This is a genomic window from Achromobacter sp. 01N37 (assembly GCF_056399725.1).
This window is the reverse complement of record NZ_JBFTRX010000001.1, coordinates 235,291-255,115: the sequence shown is the minus strand read 5'-3', so window position 1 is coordinate 255,115 and position 19,825 is coordinate 235,291. Positions and strand designations below refer to the sequence as shown.

The window sequence follows — 19,825 nt, the reverse complement described above, 5'->3', positions numbered from 1 at the left end:
AACGGCGGGGGCTCGTAAAAGCCGCCGCCGTTTTGTTTTCCAACTGGCCCGAAGCATGACTCCGGGCCGCCCCGTTATTTATTCACCAGTTTGGCTGGCTGCGCCAGCGCCACCAGCGCGCCCACCACCAGGCAGCCTGACAGCATGTACAAGCCGGTGTTTGTCGTGCCGGTCATGTCTTTCAGCCAGCCCACCAGATACGGGCTGACAAAGCCCGCCAGGTTGCCCACCGAGTTGATCAGCGCAATGCCAGCCGCCGCCGCCGTGCCACCCAGCAAGGCCGTGGGCAGGCTCCAGAACAGGGGCAGCACCGTGCAGATGCCGATGTTGGCCACCGTCAGCGCCAAAATCGCCAGCACCGTATTGCCGCTCCAGACGGCCGAGAAGAACAGCCCCACCGCGCCGAACAGCGCGGGCAGCGCCACGTGCCAGCGGCGTTCACGCAGCCGATCCGAATTGCGGGAAATCAAGATCATCCCGATCACGGCGAACAGGTTGGGAATTGCCGTCAATAAGCCAATCGCCAGCGGGCTTTGCACGCCCGTACTCTTGATCAGGCTCGGCATCCAGAAGCCCACCCCATACAACCCCATCACGAACGAAAAGTAGATCAGCGCCATCGCCCACACGCGCGGACGCGTCAGCGCGGCGCGAATCGGGGGGTCTTCCTTTTGCTGCTCTTCGGCCGCGATATTGCGGATCAGCACCGCTTTCTCGTTGGCGGTCAGCCACTTGGCTTTGTTGATGCGGTCATCCAGATAGATCAGCACCAGCACGCCGATCAGCACCGACGGAATGCCTTCCAGCAGGAACAGCCACTGCCAGCCCGACAAGCCGTGGTCGCCATGGAATGTGGACATGATCCAACCCGAGATCGGGCCGCCGATCAGCCCGGACATCGGCACCGCCGTCATGAAAAACGTGGTGATGCGCCCGCGCCGTGCAGCCGGATACCAATAGGTCAGGTACAGGATGATGCCGGGGAAGAACCCGGCTTCGGCTGCGCCCAGCAGGAAGCGCAACGCGTAGAACATATGCACGCTGGTCACGAACATCATGCAGGCGGAAATGATGCCCCACGTGATCATGATGCGCGCGATCCAGATTCGCGCGCCAACCTTATGCAGAATGATGTTGCTGGGAATTTCGAAGATGAAGTAGCCGATGAAGAAAATGCCTGCGCCCAGCCCGTACACCGTTTCGCTGAACTGAAGCTCCTGCAGCATTTGCAGTTTGGCGAAGCCCACGTTCACGCGGTCCAGGTAGGCCACGACGTAGCACACCACCAACAGCGGCACCAGCCGCCAGCCTACCTTGCGGTAGATGCGGTCCTCCTCACTCGCCGGGATCGCCGGCGTGACCCCGGGGGTCATCGTGTTTTCCATCTATGTCTCCTGTCCTCTAGCGGGATAGGCCGGCTGCGTGCCGGCATCTTGCGGCCCCCGCCCCTGATCGGGGACGCAATGGCCGCTTTGTCTAGCCTAGAACCCACGGGTTGACAAAAAACTGAACAACTAAGGCTGATTCGCGTCATCCCCACGCAAACCCCTAGAGACCAATCCGTCCCTCTTCTTGCAACACGCGCCCGCGTAGTTGTTCCATCCACGGTAAAATGCCAGGTTTCGCACAAAAGTCATCAGGAATCATCATGGAAGCCGAACGTCAGAACCAGCTCGCAGCCCGCCTCGCCGATTACGCGGAGCGCGAACAGGCTCTACGGAGGTATCTTTGACTACGATGCCAAAGCTGAACGCCTGCACGTTGTAAACGCCGAGCTCGAAGACCCGGCGGTCTGGAACGACCCCAAGCACGCCCAAGACCTGGGCCGTGAAAAGAAAGCCCTGGAAGACGTGGTGGAAACGCTCACCGCGCTTGGCACGGGCCTGGCCGACGCCAACGAATTGTTTGAACTGGCCGAGGCCGACGACGACGATTCCACGCTCGAAGCCATCGAACAAGACGCCGACGGTTTCCAGGCAAAACTTGAAAACCTTGAATTCCGCCGCATGTTCTCGAACCCGGCCGACCCGTTGAACTGCTTCCTGGACATCCAGGCTGGCGCCGGCGGCACGGAAGCGCAGGACTGGGCGTCGATGCTGTTGCGCCAGTACCTGAAGTACGCCGAGCGCAAGGGCTTCAAGGTTGAAGTGCTGGAAGAATCCGAAGGCGACGTCGCGGGCATCAAGTCGGCCACCATCAAGATGGAAGGCGAATACGCCTTCGGCTACCTGCGCACCGAAACCGGCGTGCACCGCCTGGTCCGCAAGAGCCCGTTCGACTCCTCCGGCGGCCGCCACACGTCGTTCGCCAGCGTGTTCGTGTACCCGGAAGTGGACGAATCGTTCGAAGTTGAAGTGAACCCCGCCGACCTGCGCGTGGACACCTACCGCGCGTCAGGCGCGGGCGGCCAGCACATCAACAAGACCGACTCCGCCGTGCGCCTGACCCACATCCCGACGGGCATCGTCGTGCAGTGCCAGAACGACCGTTCGCAGCACCGCAACCGCGCCGAAGCCATGCAGATGCTGAAGTCCAAGCTCTACGAACTGGAAATGCGCAACCGCATGGCCGAACAGCAGAAGCTGGAAGACTCCAAGACCGATGTGGGCTGGGGCCACCAGATTCGTTCCTACGTGCTGGACCAGAGCCGCATCAAAGACTTGCGCACGAACGTTGAAATTTCCAACACGCAGAAAGTGCTGGACGGCGACCTGGACCCCTTCATCCAGGCCAGCCTGAAGCAAGGCGTCTAAGTTCCGCGATTTTTCCCCTCACCGTACCCAGAGGTCCACGAATGTCTGACACCATCGCAATCCTTACCGGCGCCTCGCGCGGCATCGGCGCCGCCATGGCGCGCGGCCTGGCCAAACCGGGCACGCGCCTGATCACGCTGGCGCGCCGCGAAGACCCCGAGCTGGCCGCCTATGCGCGGTCGCAGGATGTGCAGCTGGAACAATTGTCCGTGGACCTCTCGGACTTGAAGGCGGCTGAAACCGCGGCCGAACGCATCTGCTCGGCCCTGCCGCGCGACGCCAAACGCTATCTGCTCATCAACAATGCGGGCACGGTGCACCCCGTGACCGGCACCGACGCCCTGATCGACAGCGCGGCCATCACCGCCGCCTTCAATCTGAACGTCACCGCCGTCATGCTGCTGACCGCGCGCTTTTTGGCCGCCGTCGAAGACCTGAAGGCCGACCGCCGCGTGCTGAACATTTCCTCCGGCGCGGGCCGCAACCCGAACGCCGGCTGGGGCGTTTACTGCGCCACCAAGGCCGCGCTCGATATGTACTCGCGCGTGGTCAAGCAGGAACAAGGCGCCGACGGCGCGCGCATCGTTGCGCTGGCCCCCGGCATTGTCGACACCGACATGCAGGTCGCCATCCGTTCCAGCGACCCGGAAAGCTTCCCGGCCCTGGCCAAGTTCCAGGACTTCCACGCCACGGGCAAGCTGTCTTCGCCCGCCAATGTGGCCACCCGCATCCTCGCCTACCTGGATCGCGAAGATTTCGGCACGACCGAAATCGACGACATCCGCAATTACGACTGATCCCCCGACCATGACCGACCACTCGACCACTCCGGCCCCCGCCCAGGATGAAAACCGCTTGATCGCCGAACGGCGCGCCAAGCTGGCCAAACTGCGCGAAACCGGGGTCGCGTACCCCAACGATTTCGTCCCGGACGCCCGCGCCGCGGCCCTGCATGACAAGTACGACGGCGAAGAACAGGAAGCCCTGGCCGCCGCCGCCGTCACCGTCAAGGTCGCCGGCCGCATGATGCTCAAGCGCGTCATGGGCAAGGCCAGCTTCGCCACGCTGCAAGACAGCACCGGCCGCATCCAGATCTACCTGGACCGCGGCACGCTGGGCGAAGACAACTACGCCGCGTTCAAGCAATGGGACATCGGCGACATCATCGCGATCGAAGGGTCGGTCTTCAAGACCAACAAGGGCGAACTGTCGGTGCACGCCGCCACTGCCCGCCTGCTGTCGAAGTCGCTGCGCCCGCTGCCCGACAAGTTCCACGGCGTGGCCGACCAGGAACTGCGTTACCGCCAGCGCTACGTTGACCTGATCATGACGGATTCCACGCGCCGCACATTCGAAGCGCGCAGCAAGGCCGTGGGCAGCATCCGCCAGTTCATGCTGAACGCCGGTTTCCTCGAAGTGGAAACGCCCATGCTGCACCCGATTCCGGGTGGCGCGGCGGCCAAGCCCTTCGTCACGCACCACAATGCGCTGGACATGGAAATGTACCTGCGCATTGCGCCCGAGCTCTACCTGAAGCGCCTGATTGTCGGCGGCTTTGAACGCGTGTTCGAAGTCAACCGCAACTTCCGCAACGAAGGCGTGAGCCCCCGTCACAACCCTGAATTCACGATGATGGAGTTCTATGCAGCCTTTGCGGAATACCGCTGGCTCATGGACTTCACCGAAGAGCTGATCCGCCAGGCCGCCATTTCGGCCACCGGCAGCGCCGTGCTGACTTATCAGGAACGCGAACTGGACCTGTCCAAGCCGTTCGACCGCCTGACCATCTGCGAAGCCATTCTGAAGTACGCGCCGGGCTACACCCAGGAACAACTGGACGACGCCACCTTCGTGCGCGCCGAACTGAAGAAGCTGGGCGCGGACGCTGACGGCCCCGTGCTGTCGCGCGCCGGCCTGGGCGCGCTGCAACTGGCGCTGTTCGAAGAGACGGCCGAAGCCAAGCTCTGGAACCCCACCTACATCATCGACTACCCGGTCGAAGTGTCGCCGCTGGCGCGCGCTTCCGACACGCGCGAAGGCATCACCGAGCGCTTCGAACTGTTCATGACGGGCCGCGAAATCGCCAACGGTTTCTCGGAGTTGAACGACCCCGAAGACCAAGCCGAACGCTTCCGCTCGCAAGTCGAAGCCAAGGACGCCGGCGACGAAGAAGCCATGTTCTACGACGCAGACTACATCCGCGCGCTGGAATACGGCATGCCTCCGACGGGCGGCTGCGGCATTGGCATCGACCGCCTGGTCATGCTGCTGACCGACAGCCCCAGCATCCGTGACGTCATCCTCTTCCCGCACCTGCGCCGTGAAGACTAAAGGCCGCAAGGCCACGGCGGCATCATGATCTTCAAGATCCTGATGCTGCTGCTGGTGGTGGCGGGGCTGGTCTACTGGATCAAGCAACCCCGCCGCATCCAGCCGGGCTCGCAGGGCGCGTCTTATGCGCCCGTGCGAGCGCGACGTCCGGTATTCATTGCGCTGTGCATCGCCGCCGCGATCTCGGCCGTAGCGGCGCTGATGACCGCCCTGCTGTGGATGGGCGGCGTGGCAGGCGGCGTCACCGGTGGCGGCTATCACGGCGAAGCCGATTACCTGCTGACGGTGTCCGGGTCGCTACTGGCGCTGGCTGTCGCCTGCGCCGTCGGCGCCTTCCTCAAGCGCCGGGGCTAAGCCGCCGTTATGCCGCAACGGGCCACGCCCCCGCTCCCGCGGGCAAAGCCGGCAGCGACGCCAACAACATCGCATCAATGAACTCGGCAGGCGCAAGACGCCCGCCGGGCTTGTACCACTGCACCGTCAGGTTCATCGCCCCCAGCACGCAGCGCTTGATGACGCGTGCATCCCCCTGGAGCAGCCCCGCGTCCACCGCGCCCGCCACCGCTGATTGCCACATGGCTTCGTAGTGGTCGCTTAGCGCTTTCACGGCCGCCTGGCTGGGTGCGGACAAGCTGCGCCATTCGTACACCAGCGCGTTCATCGCATCGCCACCCGCGCCTTGCAGCATGCTCCACATGTGCACGCGGAACAGCGCCGCCAGACGATCGGCCGGGGCGTGGTATCGCGCCAGCGCGCGCTCGCCGCCATCAATCACCTCCTGAATGCCGTTGTTCATCACCGCCACCAGAATTTCTTCCTTGCTGCGGAAATGGTGAAACAAGCTGCCGGATTGCAGCCCGACCGCGCGCGCCAGTTCGCGCACCGTGGTGCGCTCATAGCCGTGCTTGCAAAAGAGCCGCCCCGCCGTCAGCACCAGTTCGCGGCGGCGTTCGGAATCAGTGCCTTCGTCGCGCGGCACGGCGGCCACGGTCTTGGTCATGACGCGTCACAGCCTCTGGATAATCGTCGCGGTGGCCATGCCATGGCCGATGCACATCAGCTGCATGCCGATCTCGCCTTCCGTTGCTTCAAGCCCTGTCAGCATCTTGGCCATCAGCCCCGCGCCCGTCGCGCCCAGCGGGTGCCCATGCGCAATCGCGCCGCCCCAGGGATTCACGCGCGACAGCTTGGCGTCCAGCTCGCGCTGCCACGCCAGCACAACGCTGGCGAAGGCTTCGTTGATTTCGATCCAATCGATGTCTTCCAGGCTGAGTCCCGCGCGCGCCAACGCCAGCCGCGTGGCCGGGATCACCCCCGTCAGCTGCATCACCGGGTCAGACCCAACCACCACGCGCGCCAGGAATCGCGCACGCGGACGCAGCCCATCAGCAAGCGCGCTATCGCGGTCGGCCAGCAACACCGCCGCAGCACCATCCGCCAACTGGCTGGCATTCGCTGCGGTGACGCCGCCCTGCCCCACTGGCCGCATGGCGGGCGCCATGGCGGCCATGCGCGCGGGGTCCGTTTTCTCGCGGATGCCTTCGTCGCGGTGCGCGGCCTCTTGCGGACCCGGCAGCAATTCCGCATGCCACCCGGCACGCGCGGCGGCCCAGGCGCGCGCATGGCTTTCGCGCGCCCACTCGTCCATCGCGGCTTGCGACAGCTGCCAGTGGTCGGCGATGCGTTCCGCGCTTTCAATCTGATGGATCAACGGATAGCGTTCCAGCAGCGCCGGGTTCAGCGATTCAAATCCCTTGAACTCGCCCTGCCCTAATGTCACGTCCAGGAACATCGGCACGCGGCTCATGCTCTCGACACCGCCCGCCACCACGTACCGCATATCGCCCGCCGCGATGGCCTGCGCGCCGAAGTGCACCGCCTGTTGGCTGGAGCCGCACATGCGGTTCAACGACACGCCCGGCACGCTTTCCGGCAAGCCGGACAGCATGGCGGCCAACCGCCCGATGTTGGCGCCCTGCTCGCCCGCCTGGCTGACGCAGCCCGCAATCAGATCTTCAACGCGGTCAGCCGGCAAGCCCGCACGCGCCAGCAAACCGTTCACGGTCTGCGCCAACAACGTATCGGGCCGGGTATCGGCCCACCATCCGCCGCGGCGGCCAAATGGCGTGCGCACCGCTTCCACGATCACGGCTTCATTCATGCCATCGTCTCCTCAACGTAGAGCGTTTCGATTTCTTTCGCATACGTGCGATAGATGCTGGCGCGGCGCACCTTCATCGTCGCCGTCACCTCGCCGTCGTCATGATCCAATTCTTTGGTCAGCAGGTGAAAGCGCTTGATCTGCGCCACCGGGGCCAGCCCGGCATTGGCGCGCGACACTTCCTGCTGCACCAGCTCGCGCACCTGCGCCGATTCGGCCAGCGACCGGAAATGCGTGAATGCAATGCGGCGCGACTCCGCCCACTTGCCCACCGTATCGAACTCCAGCTGGATCAGCGCCGACACGAACTTGCGCCCATCCGCAATCACGATGCATTCCTTCACATAGGGGCTGCCCTTGACCGCGTTCTCGATTTCAGAAGGCGTCAGATTCTTGCCGCCCGCCGTGATCATGATGTCTTTCAGGCGGTCCACGATGCGCACGCGGCCATCCAATTCCGCCACCACATCACCCGTATGCAGCCAGCCATCGCGCACGGTATCCGCCGTGGCGTCGGCGTTTTTGTAATAGCCCTGGAACACCATGTCGCCACGCACCAGCAGTTCGCCCGCGTCGCCCATTTTCCAGTCGACACCCAGAATTGGCTCGCCCACCGTGCCCACCTTCACACGGTCAGGATGCTGGCCAAAGATCATGCCCGCGGACTCCGTCAGCCCGTACACCTCTAGCAGCGGCACCCCCAGATTGCGGAAGTAGCGCACCACGTCGGGCGGAATGGGTGCCGCGCCCGTCATTGCCACGCGCGCGCGCCGCAAGCCGATGAAGTTCTGCAAAGCGCGCAGCACCAGCCAGTACCACAGCGCATGCGTCAGCCGTTCGCCCACGCTGTACTGCGCGGGCGACTTTTCCAGAAACGGCGCGCAGCGCGCCAGCGCCTGCCGGTACAGCCATTGCTGCAGCCGGCCCGCTTCCTGCATCTTGATCGAGATCGACGCGTGCAGTTTTTCCCAAATGCGCGGCACGCCCAGGAAGATCGTGGGCGCCACTTCACGCAGGTCTTCCTGCACGGTACGGATCGACTCCCCAAAATTCACCTGCGACCCCAGGTACAACGGCACAAAGGTCGACAGCATCTGCTCGGCCACGTGGCACAGCGGCAGGTAAGAGAGATGCACGCTATGCGCATCCATCGACAGCCGGTCCGCGATGCCCGGGGCCACGCCGCGCATATTGCGAAAGCTCAGCATCGCGCCTTTGGGCTTGCCCGTGGAGCCCGACGTATAGATCATCAGCCCGGTTTCATCCAGGCCCTGCGCATCCAGCGCGGTGTTCAGCGCAGCAAGCTCGGCGGCCTCGCGCGCCGCGCCATCGGCTTCGATCTCGGCAAAGGTCACGATGCGTTCGCGCTCGGCCGGCGCATACGACCGCAGCCCCTTGGTTTCCATCATCACGATGCGGCGCAAGCGCGGCAGGCGGCTGGCCACTTGCAGCACCTTGTCGGTTTGCTCCTGGTCTTCGCATACGACGAGCTCGACGTCCGCATGCTCCAGCACATAGCCCATTTCTTCGGCGGGGCTGGTGGAATACACGCCCACCGCCACGCCGCCCACGGTGCCCGCCCCCAGCTGCGTCAGCAGCCATTCCACGCGGTTCTCGGACACGATGGCCACGCGGCCGCCGGAGCTCAGGCCCAAGGCGCGCAGCCCCATCCCCACGCGGCAGGCACGCTGCCAATATCCCGCCCAGGTCAGCGGCTTCCAGATGCCGAAGTCCTTTTGCCGGATGGCAATGCCGGCGGGCTGGCGCCGCGCCTGCTCGCGCAGCATCTGCGGCAAGGTCAGCTCGGGCCAGACGGCAAGGTCGATGGGGGCAATCATGGTCTTATCCTTCATGACAGCCAGCGCTTGCGGCGCTTGTAGTGCTTGATGTCGCGAAAGCCGCGCGCCTCGCCCGTGCCGCCCACGCCCAGATAGAACTCGCGCACGTCCGGGTCGGCCGCCAGCTTGTCGGCAGACCCGTCGATCACCACCTTGCCCGTTTCCATGATGTAGCCGTAATGCGCCACGGCCAGCGCCACCGAGGCGTTCTGTTCAACCAGCAACATCGACACGCCCTGCTCGGCGTTGATGCGCGCAATGATGGAAAAAATGCTTTCCACCAGCATTGGTGATAAGCCCAGCGAAGGTTCATCCAACAGCATCAGCCGAGGCTGCGCGATCAGCGCCCGGCCGATGGCAAGCATCTGCTGTTCGCCCCCGGACAAATACCCGGCCAGCCCGCGCCGCCGCTCGAACAGCCGCGGGAAATACCCGTAGACCAGATCGAAGTCCACGCGCGCCCCCGGCCTGCCCGTCAACGCGTAGGTGGCCGCCACCAGGTTTTCTTCCACGGTCAGGTCTTCGAACACGCGCCGCCCTTCCATCACATGCGCCAGCCCCGCGCGCACCAGATTCTGCGGTTTGGCGCCCGCCGTGTCGCCGCCGTTGTAGACGATATGCCCACGCACCAGCGCCCCATCTTCCAGGTCCAGCAAGCCGGACACGGCCTTCAAGGTTGTGGATTTGCCTGCGCCGTTGCTGCCCAACAGCGCCACGATGCTGCCGGCAGGCACCGACAGGGACAGGCCGCGCAACACCTGCACCGCCTTGTTGTAGACGACTTCGATATTGTTGATGTCCAGCACCGCTGCGGGCGGCGCCGTTGTCGTCTGTTGCGCGTCATGTCCCAGGTTCACAGTGGCCTCACTTCAACACGATCCAATCGGACGCCGGCACCATCTGCTTTTGCTTCACGTCAGCGCGATAGATCCGGCCCACCGGAATGGAATTGCCCTTGATTGTGATCGGCACGCCGATCAGCCCGCCCGTGTCGAAGTCCTTGATGCCATCCAGCGCGGCCTTCATGTTGGCGCTGGTCAGTTCCTTGCCGGCGTCCAGCGTGCGCTTGGCCACCTCTGAAAACAGCATCGCCGCCAGGAAGCCCTGCATATAGCCCGTGCTTTGATACTGCGGACGCATTTCGCGAATCTTCTTCAGCATCGGCGCGTCGCCTTCGGTGTCGTAGTAGTAGCGGTACGGCATCACGCCCATGAAGCCTTCGGCGTCTTCACCCATCTGCATCACCGTGGAGTTGTCCATGGTCCAGAAGGTGCCCATGTAGCGTGTCTTGAGACCCATGCGCTTGCCCTGCCCCACGAATTCGGGAATGGGCGCCAGCACATAGCCGTGGAAGATCGTGAAGTCAGGGTCGGCGCGGCGCAGCTTGATGACTTCGGTCGATACATCAACGCTGCCCGGCGGCGTCATGATTTCGGTGGCGACTTTCAGCCCCAGCTTTTCAGCCACCGCGCGCGAACTCGCGATGGGGTCGCGGCCGAACTCGGTATCGGAATACACGAACGCGACTTTCGCGCCCGGCTGTTCCTTGGCGATGTAGCGCAGCAGAATGCCGAACATCTCGGTGTAGTCCGGCCCCAGCATGAACTGCGCGGGATACTTGGCCGGGTCGTTCAGCTCAGTCGCGAACGATGCGCCCGTCATCAGGATGTCGCCCGTGCGGTTCAGTTCGGCGTTGATGGTCTTCGAAAAACCGGTCGAGTCCCCGTAGTAGAAATTCACCTTGTTCTGGCTGGTGATCTTCTTGAACGCGGCTACCGACGCATCCACCTTGTAGGCCGTGTCCTCAGGCACGTAGCGCAGCTTGCGGCCCTTGATGCCGCCCTGGTCGTTGATGATCTTCACGTAGTCGGTGATGCCCGCGTGAATGCCCTGGCCCGCGAAGGCGAACACGCCGCTCAGCGGAATTGACCCGCCCAGCACCAGGTCGTCCGCGGCCTGCGCCGCGGGCGCCGCCGCCAATGCCGCCGCCAGGCCCAATGGGGCCAACAACTTCGATAAACCGCTGCCTATCCGGATGCGCTTCATGATGTGTCTCCTTGGGTCTTATGGGTATTGCAGTCGGCCAGTCAGCGCTCAGGTCCGGAAAGGCCACAGGTGGAAGAAGCGGCGCACTCGCCGCCAGATTTCCGCGAGCCCATGCGGCTCGAAGATCAGAAAGCCCACAATCAGCAGGCCGAAAACAATGGTGCGCACGGGCGACACCAGCCGCAGCGCATCGCCGCCCACCGGCAGCCAGCCCACGATCAGCTTCAACAATTCCGGCACCATCGTCATGAAGATGGCGCCCAGGATGGAGCCCAATATCGACCCCATGCCGCCCACGATGATCGCGGCCAGAAAGAAGATCGACATGATCAGCGGAAAGCTCTCGGGCGTGACGACGCGAAAGAAATACGCCCACAGGCCGCCCGCCACCCCCGCGTAGAACGACGACAAGCCAAACGACAGTAGCTTGTAGTGCAGCAGCCGGATGCCCAGCACTTCGGCCGAGATATCGCGGTCACGGATGGCGATAAAGGCGCGCCCGATCCGCGTGCGGAACAGGTTGGCTGCGCCCAGCACCATCAGCACCGTCACCGGCACAATCAGCCAATAGATCTTGAACGAGGTGTCCAGGTCCACCCCCAACAGCCGTGCTGGCGGCACTTGCAAGCCGCTCGTGCCGCCCGTGAATTGCCAGTTGGCGAAAATGAAATGCGCGATGAACGAGGCGGCAATCGTGGCAATGGCCAGGTACAGCCCCTTCACCCGCAGCGAGGGAATGCCGACCAGCAGCCCGCCCACCATCGCCACCACGCCACCGCCCAGCAGATTGACCAGCACCGGTGTCCCCAGGCGCAGCTCCATCACGGCCACGGTGTATGCGCCCAAGCCCATGAAGGCCGCCTGCCCCAGGCTGACCAGCCCGGTGTAGCCCGTCAGAATATTCAGCCCGGTCGCGCTGGCGATGTTGATCGCCACCAGGCAGGCCAGGTACAGCCAGTACGCGTCGGCCACGAACGGGAACAGCACGAGGGACGCCGCCAGCAACGCCAGCCACACATGCTGCGTGCGCGTATCGAATAGCGCTTCGTCGGCCAGGTACGTCTGCTTTGCAGTGGCGATGCGCATGGGTCAGAGCCTCTCGATTTCACGGGTGCCGAACAGGCCGTAGGGCCTGACCATCAGCACCACTACCAATACGATGAACGTGGCCAGCAGCTTGAACTCGCCGCCCAAGTACGCCCCCGCCCACGCCTCCAGCAAGCCGATGAACACGCCGCCCACCAAGGCGCCCGCCACGCTATCCAGCCCGCCCACGATCACCACCACCAGCACCGACAAGCCAAACACGCCCATCGATGACGAGATGCCGCCAATCGCACCCACGATCACGCCCGACACCGCCGCCAACGCACCCGCCGCCACCCAGGCCAACGAGAACACGCGCGGCACGTTGATACCCATCGCATACGCCGCGCCTTGGTCAGACGCCGTCGCGCGCAACGCCACGCCGCCGCGCCAGTAGCGAAACACCACCAGCACCAGCAAGGCCAGCACCACCGCCACCCAGAATCCGTAGAACACCTTGGGCGCCACAAAGGCTTCGCCCACCATCACGGGTGAACGCGGCATGAACTCGGGCAAGCGGCGTTGGTCGGCCGTCCAGATCAGTTCCACCACGCCCACCAGAATGGACGCCAGCCCCACCGTCACCATGAATACCGAAATCGGCGCTTCGCCCAGCATGGGCCGTATCGTCAACCGCTCGACCAGCGCGCCCAAGGCGCCTGACACCACCACGGCGCCCACGATCGCCAGCCAGATCGGCCATTCCATGCCGGTGGCAAAGGCATAGAACACATAGGCGCCCAGCATCAGGAATTCGCCGATGGCGATGTTCACCACGCGCGTCGCCTTGTAGACAATCACAAACGCCAGCGCCGCCAGCGCATACAGGCCGCCGCTGCCCAAGCCGGCCAACGTCACTTCCAGAAAGAACAGCATGTCCATCAGGCAGCCTCCCGCAGGCGGCGGCGCAGGTCGCCCACATCACCCGCGCCCAGATACGCCTTGATGACTTCCGGGTTCGCTTGGACCTGGCTGGGCGTGCCATCGGCAATGACCTGCCCAAAATTCAGCACTACCACGTGGTCCGACAGGTCCATCACCATGCCCATGTCGTGCTCCACCATCAGCACCGTCACGCCCCACTCCGAACGCGCGTCCAGAATGAAGCGCGCCATGTCGTCGGTTTCTTCGCGATTCATGCCGGCTACCGGCTCGTCCAGCATCAGCACTTTGGGGTTCATGGCCAGCGCGCGCGCCAATTCCACGCGCTTTTGCAACCCATACGACAAGGCCGCGACGGGTGCGTGGCGGATGTGGTCGATTTCAAGAAAATCGATGATGCGTTCTTCGATGTCGGCCCGCAGCGCCATCTCTTCGCGGCGCGCGCGGCCCAGGTAGAACAAGGCGTCCAGCACATTGGTGCGCAGATGCGCGTGGCGGCCCAGCTTGATGTTGTCCAGCACCGTCATGCCGCGAAATAGCGCAATGTTCTGAAAGCTGCGCGCCAAGCCCAGCTTGGCGCGTGCAGGCGCCGCGACACGCGTAATGTCGCGCCCTTCAAAGCGGATCTGCCCGGCGGCGGGTTTATAGAACCCGGAAATGGTGTTGAACAGCGAGGTCTTGCCGGCGCCATTGGGGCCGATGACCGTGGTGATGGAACCCGGCGCCACGCGAAAGCCCACGCCCGTCAGCGCTTTGACCCCGCCAAACGCCAAGGTAACCCCATCCACCTCCAGCAAGGGAGGTTGCTCGGACTGATCCACCATTTGTCTCCTCGCTGAATGATCGCGAAGTTTTTTTGCCGCCTTGGGCGGACATTTTTTAAGACGATGAATCAGGCGACCCGCGAGCCAGGAGATGCAACGAACCTGTCTTTACCTTTGCCTGTTCAGCGCCGGAAAATCGTTCATGCGGTACTGCGATGCGTTACGCTAAGCGTGCTCAAAACAAAACCAAGCAAGCGCTCGGTTCAGACCATAGCATCGCGGTTTTTGGATCGACAGCTGGTACTTACCCGATAACGGAGACACGCCATGACCCAAGGACTTCCCACGTTTCAGACGCTGCTGCTGGAGGCCGAAGGCGCTCTTGCGACCATCACGCTGAACCGCGCCGACACGCTCAACGCCATTGATGTCGCCATGGCGCGCGACCTGCAACGCGCCGCCCAATGGCTGGAAACCCGCAAGGAAATTCGCGTGGTGCGTTTGCGCGCGTCGGGCAAAGCCTTCTGCGCGGGCGGCGACATCAGCATGTTCACGGGCGCGCCGGATGACGTGCGCAACACGCTCTTGGACCTGTTCACGCCGCTGAATGATTTCATCTCGCGCATCGGCCGCATGAACAAGGTCTGGCTGGCCGAAGTGCATGGCGTCGCGGCGGGCGCGGGGTTGTCGCTGGTGCTGGCGTGCGACCTGGCCATCGCCGATGCGGGCACGCGCTTCATGACCGCCTATCTCAAACTTGGCGCCACGCCAGACGCCGGCATGACGCACGGGCTGGCACGCGTACTGGGTCCCAAGCGCGCGCTGGACTTGCTGCTGCGCCACGACGCCTTCACCGCCAGCGATGCGCTGGCCTGGGGCATTATCACGCGCGTGGCGCCTGCGGAAGAACTCAGCGTTGCGGCAGAACAATATGCAGTGGACCTTGCCCGCCATGCGCCGCATGGCATCGCTGGCGCGAAGGACCTGCTGCGCTCGGCCGCGCACGCCACATTGGAAACCCAGCTGGCGGACGAGACCGCGCGCTTTCTGGATTCCGCGCGGCGCGCCGACTTCGCGGAAGGCGTGCAAGCGTTCCGGGAAAAACGGGCGCCGGCGTTCAAGGGTGAATAAGGAATCGGAACGGCCGATGAAGGCCGATCATCATCGATCACCTCTCACCCGGGTAATAGCCAGATCAGATCAGCCCGGCGCGCTTTTCCACGGCTTGCGCCCAGCGCCGCGCCACCGTCGGCGACGTTGCGCACGTGGCCGACTCCGTCACCACGCGCACGGCGCGTTCCAGCAGCTGGATATCCGCTTCATGCTGACGCGCCACATGCGGGTCTTCAAAGAAGATCACGCGCTGGCATTGATGCTCCAGCACCAGCTCGGCAATCTGCGCATCGCCGCCCAGCGGCCCGCTCAGGTAACGATGCACCCACGGCGTATCCTTCGGCCAGCCGCGCGACCACGCCAGCTCGTTCAGGCGCCCGCCGGTGGTGCCGGTGGCGACACGCCGCGCAAACTGCGACAGCACATCAAAGTGCTCGCTGGCGAACGCCACCATCTCGTCTTTGAGCGCATCGTGGGCGATCATCGCCAGCGTCTGGCCCGCAAAATTAAAGAGGCGCGATGCCGACGCATCGGGCGCGAGCCCGGCATGCACACGTTCGACTTCCATCCATTCGATGGCGCCCGCGAGCGTCGAGATAAACGGCCGGCCGTGCGTGATGCACTGACGCTTCAGCGCCAACGCTTCGGGGAAAATCGACGACGGGTCCACCGGATCAATCAGATAGATGGCGCCATCAAACGGCGCCTGCCCATCGCGGCCTTCGGTGACGCGCGCCACCAGCTTCATCAAGCCGCCTTCGCGCCCATACGGGTAGCGCACCAGGCCGCTATAGCCTTGCAGCATGCCTTCGCGCACGATGGCGTCGTGCGTGCGGCCAACGGTGTGCAGCTGCACACCCATCTCGCGAATGGTGGACGAACAGGCCCGCAACCAGGTGAACAGCGCGGCATCGGGAGTTTCGTGGTGCAGTCGATTGGCGGCCAGGCCAAAACGCAATTGGGCAGCGGGCATCGGTAGACTCAGGCAAATAGGAACACAACAATCGGACCCCTGATAATACCGTGGCCATGAAGGCCGCGGCATCGCAGGCGCCAAAACAAAACGCTCCCCGTAGGGAGCGTTTTTGCCAGCGGCTCAGTCCGCTTCGTCGATCCAGGCCATCTGAATGGCTTCCAGGATCTTCTCGCCACAGTGGGCGGGGTCATCGCTGAAATCCGGCAAGGCCATGACCCATTCGCGCAGCTGCGTGAAACGCAGTGTCTTCGGGTCCACGTCAGGGTGCGTGTCGACCAGCGCGGCCGCAATCTCGTAGGTATCGGTCCACTTCATCAATGGCCCTCTTTCGCGTGGTTGATGGTGTACTTGGGAATCTCGACCGTCAGGTCGGTATCGGTCACCAGCGCCTGGCACGACAAGCGCGACGTCGGCGTCAGGCCCCAGGCCTTGTCCAGCAAATCTTCTTCGTCGTCCGTCGCGTCTTCCAGCGCGGAATAACCTTGCTTGATCACCACGTGACAGGTCGTGCACGCGCACGACAACTCGCACGCGTGTTCGATGTCGATGTGGTTATCCAGCAGAACGCGGCAGATCGACACGCCCTTGGGCGCGTCTTCGATCACGGCGCCTTCGGGGCAGTAATCGGGATGAGGCAATACAGTCAGTTTCGGCATAACTTCTAATCAGGCGATCTCATCAAGTTTGCGGCCCGCCAATGCGGCGCGGATGCTGCGATCCATCCGCCGCGCGGCGAAGTCATCGGTCGCGGCCGACAAGGCCTGCACGGCGTCTTTCACCGTGTCCACGTCCTGCGCGTTTTGTGCGTCGATGGCGGCTTGCAGGCATTCGTCCACCTGCTTGCGCTCGTCGGCTTCCAGCAAGTCGCCGTCAACCGCCAGGGCGGCCTGAACGGATTCGACCAGTTGGCGCGCGTCCACCTGCTGCTCGCGCAACATACGCGCACGGGCATCGGTATCGGCCTGCGCCACGCTGTCGGCCAGCATCTGCGCGATCTCGTCGTCGGTCAGGCCGTACGACGGTTTGACTGACACCGCAGCTTCCACGCCAGTGCTCTGCTCGCGCGCGGTAACGCTCAGCAGGCCATCCGCATCCACCTGGAAGGTCACGCGAATGCGCGCGGCGCCCGCCACCATCGGGGGGATGCCACGCAATTCAAAACGTGCGAGCGAACGCGAGTCCGCCACAAGATCACGCTCGCCCTGCACCACGTGGATGCTCATGGCCGTTTGGCCATCCTTGAACGTCGTGAACTCTTGGGCACGCGCCACCGGAATCGTGCTGTTGCGCGGAATCACCCGCTCAACCAGGCCGCCCATGGTTTCGAGCCCCAGCGACAGCGGAATCACGTCCAGCAGCAGCCAGTCTTCGCCCGGCGCGCGATTACCCGCCAGCAGATTGGCCTGCAAGGCCGCCCCCAGCGCCACGACTTGATCCGGGTCCAGATCGGTCAACGGCTCGGTGCCAAACACCTTGCCAACCGCGGCGCGCACAACGGGCATGCGCGTTGCGCCGCCCACCATCACGACGCCACGCACATCGGCGGGTTTCAGCGACGCGTCGCGCAAAGCGCGGCGTGCGCAATCCAGCGTGCGCTCGATCAGCGGCTGCGCCAGCGTTTCAAATTCAGCGCGCGTCAGGGTCAGATTCACATCGCGGCCGTCAGACAAAGCCAGCTTCAACGTGGCGGTCTCGGCGTCCGACAAGGCTTCACGCGCGGTGCGAGCGGCCATCAGCAACCCGCGGCGATCCGCCGGCGAGAACTCGCCCGCCGCCAGCTTGGCCACGGCGTGATCAGCGATCAGCGCATCAAAGTCATCACCACCCAGCGCGGTGTCGCCGCCGGTGGAGATCACTTCGAACACGCCCTGCGTCAGACGCAAAATCGAAATGTCGAACGTGCCGCCGCCCAAGTCGTACACGGCGTACACACCTTCGGACGCGTGATCCAAACCGTAGGCAATGGCCGCAGCCGTGGGCTCGTTCAGCAGGCGCAGTACGTTCAGGCCGGCCAAACGCGCCGCATCGCGCGTCGCTTGCCGCTGAGCATCGTCAAAGTATGCCGGCACGGTGATCACCGCGCCCACCAGGTCGTCGCCCAGCACGTCTTCAGCGCGCTGGCGCAGCACCGCCAGAATCTGCGCGGACACCTCGACCGGGCTCAGATCACCCTGCGCCGTGCGGATACGCACCATGCCGGGCGCATCCACGAATTCGTAGGGGGCACGCGTGGCGCGCGCCTCTTCCAACGAACGGCCCATGAATCGCTTCACGGACACAACGGTATTCAAGGGGTCTTCGGCTTGCTGAGCCAGAGGCTCGCGGCCCGTGGTGACTTTCCCGCCGGGGAAATAACGCACCGCCGACGGCAGCAAGGCATAGCCCTGCGCGTCAGGCAACACTTCGGCCACGCTGCTGCGCACCGCCGCGACGAGAGAATTGGTAGTGCCCAGATCGATCCCGACCGCCAGCTTGCGCTGGTGCGGCGCGGGCGATTCACCGGGCTCGGATATCTGCAATAAGGCCATGATTCTATTTTTCTGGTCAGTAGGCGGCGAAGTCCTGGCGCCCGTCTCCGGGGCGCCCCAACGCAGCGTAGGGCTATCCAGCGGGCTGGGCGTGCGCCAGCTCTTCAGCCAGCTTTTCCACGAACATCCATTCCCGCACCTTGAGCCCGGCAGTCGCGTAGTCGCGTTCGGTATCCAGCAGCCGGGTCAGCGTGGCGCGCATCGCAACGCGCGCCTCTTCCAACTCCGATTGCAGGGCGGCCAACGCGGCAGCGTCGTCTCGCGCATCGTCCAGCATCTCGCGCCAGGTCATTTGCTGCATCAGGAAAGCGGTGTCCATGGACGTGTTGCTTTCGGTCTGCAAATCAACGCCTGCCTGCTCGCACAGGTAACGCGCCCGCAGCAACGGGTCGCGCAGCACACGGTAAGCCTCGTTCGCACGCGCCGCCCATTGCATGGCGACGCGGCGTTCCGCGGGGCTGGCCGTGGCAAAACGGTCGGGATGCACTTGCGCGGCGACAGCGCGCCACGACGATTCCAACGCTTGCGCGTCCAGGTCGAAGCGTGCCGGTAAGCCGAACAGGCTGAAGTGGTCGTCTCCAGCCAAGACTTACACCGTGAACGACTCGCCGCAGCCGCAGGTCGCCTTCTCGTTGGGGTTGCGGAACTTGAAACCTTCGTTCAGGCCTTCGCGGGCGTAATCCAGCTCGGTGCCATCCAGGTAAGCCAGGCTCTTGGGGTCGATGAAGACCTTTACGCCAAAGCTCTCGAACACGGCGTCTTCCGGCGCCGAGTCGTCCACGTATTCCAACTTGTAGGCCATGCCGGAGCAGCCCGTCGTCCTAACGCCGAGCCGCAAGCCGATACCCTTTCCGCGCTTTTGCAAGTAGCGGCCGATATGGGTGGCAGCCTGTTGGGTCAGGGTAACGGACATGATCAGCCTGCCACCGCTTCGGCCGGAACCGAGTGCTTTTCTTTGTAGTTCTGCACCGCGGCCTTGATCGCGTCTTCGGCCAGGATGGAACAGTGAACCTTCACCGGCGGCAGCGCCAACTCTTCAGCAATCTGCGTGTTGCGGATGTTCATGGCTTGGTCCAACGTCTTGCCCTTGACCCATTCGGTCACGAGCGAGCTGGACGCAATGGCCGAACCGCAACCATAGGTCTTGAAGCGCGCGTCTTCGATCACGCCAGCTTCGTTCACCTTGATCTGCAGCTTCATCACGTCGCCACAGGCGGGCGCGCCGACCATGCCGGTACCAACCGACTCGTCCGACTTGTCGAACGAACCGACGTTGCGCGGGTTTTCGTAGTGATCCAGGACTTTAGTGCTGTAAGACATATTAGTTCTCCACGTATTTCTTGGCGC

Annotated in this window: 21 protein-coding genes; 5 read left to right on the top strand and 16 right to left on the bottom strand. The window is 63.9% G+C overall.

Translation table 11 applies throughout. The features are described from left to right. Window positions 1-74: 74 nt before the first annotated feature. Window positions 75-1,385 carry an MFS transporter gene (locus tag AC1DSJ_RS01170; RefSeq protein ID WP_054425182.1) on the bottom strand — a complete coding sequence of 437 codons (1,311 nt, stop codon included), beginning with the start codon at window positions 1,383-1,385 and terminating at the stop codon, window positions 75-77. 263 nt (window positions 1,386-1,648) lie between these two features. Here AC1DSJ_RS01170 and prfB point away from each other — a divergent pair. From prfB to AC1DSJ_RS01150, 4 genes are all read left to right on the top strand, one after another. Next, window positions 1,649-2,753 (top strand): peptide chain release factor 2 gene (gene prfB, locus AC1DSJ_RS01165; protein ID WP_156336730.1). Its coding sequence is split into 2 segments (ribosomal slippage): window positions 1,649-1,729 and window positions 1,731-2,753, totalling 1,104 coding nucleotides; the frame shifts between segments, so codons are not numbered across the junction. Window positions 2,754-2,794: 41 nt separating this feature from the next. Then, window positions 2,795-3,550 (top strand): SDR family oxidoreductase, encoded by a 756-nt coding sequence (locus AC1DSJ_RS01160; RefSeq protein WP_054425178.1) that lies wholly within the window; start codon window positions 2,795-2,797, stop codon window positions 3,548-3,550. 10 nt (window positions 3,551-3,560) lie between these two features. Next, a complete protein-coding gene (lysS, locus tag AC1DSJ_RS01155) occupies window positions 3,561-5,084 on the top strand; it encodes a lysine--tRNA ligase (protein ID WP_054425176.1) in 1,524 nt (507 codons plus the stop codon). A gap of 24 nt (window positions 5,085-5,108) precedes the next feature. Further along, window positions 5,109-5,438: a preprotein translocase subunit TatB gene (locus AC1DSJ_RS01150; protein WP_175169273.1), complete on the top strand. Its 330-nt coding sequence runs from the start codon at window positions 5,109-5,111 to the stop codon at window positions 5,436-5,438. A 7-nt stretch (window positions 5,439-5,445) separates the two neighbouring features. Here AC1DSJ_RS01150 and AC1DSJ_RS01145 read toward each other — a convergent pair whose 3' ends face one another. Genes AC1DSJ_RS01145 through AC1DSJ_RS01110 form a run of 8 tightly spaced genes read right to left on the bottom strand, consistent with a single transcriptional unit; the run spans window position 5,446 to window position 13,921 of the window. Next, window positions 5,446-6,084 (bottom strand): TetR/AcrR family transcriptional regulator, encoded by a 639-nt coding sequence (locus AC1DSJ_RS01145; RefSeq protein WP_054425172.1) that lies wholly within the window; start codon window positions 6,082-6,084, stop codon window positions 5,446-5,448. A gap of 6 nt (window positions 6,085-6,090) precedes the next feature. Beyond that, window positions 6,091-7,245, bottom strand: a complete 1,155-nt coding sequence (locus AC1DSJ_RS01140; protein ID WP_441370798.1) for a thiolase family protein — start codon at window positions 7,243-7,245, stop codon at window positions 6,091-6,093. Further along, window positions 7,242-9,098 (bottom strand): AMP-dependent synthetase/ligase, encoded by a 1,857-nt coding sequence (locus tag AC1DSJ_RS01135; RefSeq protein ID WP_441370797.1) that lies wholly within the window; start codon window positions 9,096-9,098, stop codon window positions 7,242-7,244. The genes AC1DSJ_RS01140 and AC1DSJ_RS01135 overlap by 4 nt, the downstream gene beginning before the upstream one ends. Beyond that, the gene (locus tag AC1DSJ_RS01130) at window positions 9,095-9,889 is read right to left on the bottom strand and encodes an ABC transporter ATP-binding protein (RefSeq protein ID WP_054425593.1); all 795 of its coding nucleotides are present in this window, start codon (window positions 9,887-9,889) and stop codon (window positions 9,095-9,097) included. The genes AC1DSJ_RS01135 and AC1DSJ_RS01130 overlap by 4 nt, the downstream gene beginning before the upstream one ends. Before the next feature lie 58 nt (window positions 9,890-9,947). Continuing rightward, window positions 9,948-11,129 carry an ABC transporter substrate-binding protein gene (locus tag AC1DSJ_RS01125; RefSeq protein WP_346550433.1) on the bottom strand — a complete coding sequence of 394 codons (1,182 nt, stop codon included), beginning with the start codon at window positions 11,127-11,129 and terminating at the stop codon, window positions 9,948-9,950. A gap of 48 nt (window positions 11,130-11,177) precedes the next feature. After that, window positions 11,178-12,215, bottom strand: a complete 1,038-nt coding sequence (locus AC1DSJ_RS01120) for a branched-chain amino acid ABC transporter permease (RefSeq protein WP_054425165.1) — start codon at window positions 12,213-12,215, stop codon at window positions 11,178-11,180. A gap of 3 nt (window positions 12,216-12,218) precedes the next feature. After that, window positions 12,219-13,097, bottom strand: a complete 879-nt coding sequence (locus AC1DSJ_RS01115; protein ID WP_054425163.1) for a branched-chain amino acid ABC transporter permease — start codon at window positions 13,095-13,097, stop codon at window positions 12,219-12,221. Further along, entirely contained in the window at window positions 13,097-13,921 is an 825-nt protein-coding gene (locus tag AC1DSJ_RS01110) for an ABC transporter ATP-binding protein (RefSeq protein ID WP_054425161.1), read from the bottom strand. Before AC1DSJ_RS01110 ends, AC1DSJ_RS01115 begins: the two co-directional genes overlap by 1 nt. Window positions 13,922-14,188: 267 nt before the next feature. On the opposite strand from AC1DSJ_RS01110, the gene AC1DSJ_RS01105 reads away from it, so the two are divergent. Further along, window positions 14,189-14,992 carry an enoyl-CoA hydratase/isomerase family protein gene (locus AC1DSJ_RS01105; RefSeq protein ID WP_441370796.1) on the top strand — a complete coding sequence of 268 codons (804 nt, stop codon included), beginning with the start codon at window positions 14,189-14,191 and terminating at the stop codon, window positions 14,990-14,992. 64 nt (window positions 14,993-15,056) lie between these two features. Here the strand turns inward: AC1DSJ_RS01105 and AC1DSJ_RS01100 are convergent, their stop codons facing one another. The 7 genes from AC1DSJ_RS01100 to iscU form a co-directional block, all read right to left on the bottom strand. After that, a complete protein-coding gene (locus AC1DSJ_RS01100; RefSeq protein ID WP_342065884.1) occupies window positions 15,057-15,947 on the bottom strand; it encodes a methylglyoxal synthase in 891 nt (296 codons plus the stop codon). Between the two features lie 123 nt (window positions 15,948-16,070). Then, window positions 16,071-16,265 (bottom strand): Fe-S cluster assembly protein IscX, encoded by a 195-nt coding sequence (gene iscX, locus AC1DSJ_RS01095; RefSeq protein ID WP_054425153.1) that lies wholly within the window; start codon window positions 16,263-16,265, stop codon window positions 16,071-16,073. Further along, the gene (fdx, locus tag AC1DSJ_RS01090; protein WP_006225293.1) at window positions 16,265-16,606 is read right to left on the bottom strand and encodes an ISC system 2Fe-2S type ferredoxin; all 342 of its coding nucleotides are present in this window, start codon (window positions 16,604-16,606) and stop codon (window positions 16,265-16,267) included. Before fdx ends, iscX begins: the two co-directional genes overlap by 1 nt. Window positions 16,607-16,615: 9 nt before the next feature. Then, entirely contained in the window at window positions 16,616-18,478 is a 1,863-nt protein-coding gene (gene hscA, locus AC1DSJ_RS01085; protein ID WP_054425150.1) for a Fe-S protein assembly chaperone HscA, read from the bottom strand. Window positions 18,479-18,551: 73 nt separating this feature from the next. Then, window positions 18,552-19,064 carry a Fe-S protein assembly co-chaperone HscB gene (gene hscB / locus AC1DSJ_RS01080; protein ID WP_054425149.1) on the bottom strand — a complete coding sequence of 171 codons (513 nt, stop codon included), beginning with the start codon at window positions 19,062-19,064 and terminating at the stop codon, window positions 18,552-18,554. A gap of 3 nt (window positions 19,065-19,067) precedes the next feature. Beyond that, window positions 19,068-19,391: an iron-sulfur cluster assembly protein IscA gene (gene iscA / locus AC1DSJ_RS01075; protein ID WP_006225296.1), complete on the bottom strand. Its 324-nt coding sequence runs from the start codon at window positions 19,389-19,391 to the stop codon at window positions 19,068-19,070. A gap of 2 nt (window positions 19,392-19,393) precedes the next feature. Beyond that, on the bottom strand, window positions 19,394-19,798 hold the full coding sequence (gene iscU, locus AC1DSJ_RS01070) for a Fe-S cluster assembly scaffold IscU (protein WP_006225297.1): 405 nt from the start codon (window positions 19,796-19,798) through the stop codon (window positions 19,394-19,396). Between the last annotated feature and the right edge of the window lie 27 nt (window positions 19,799-19,825).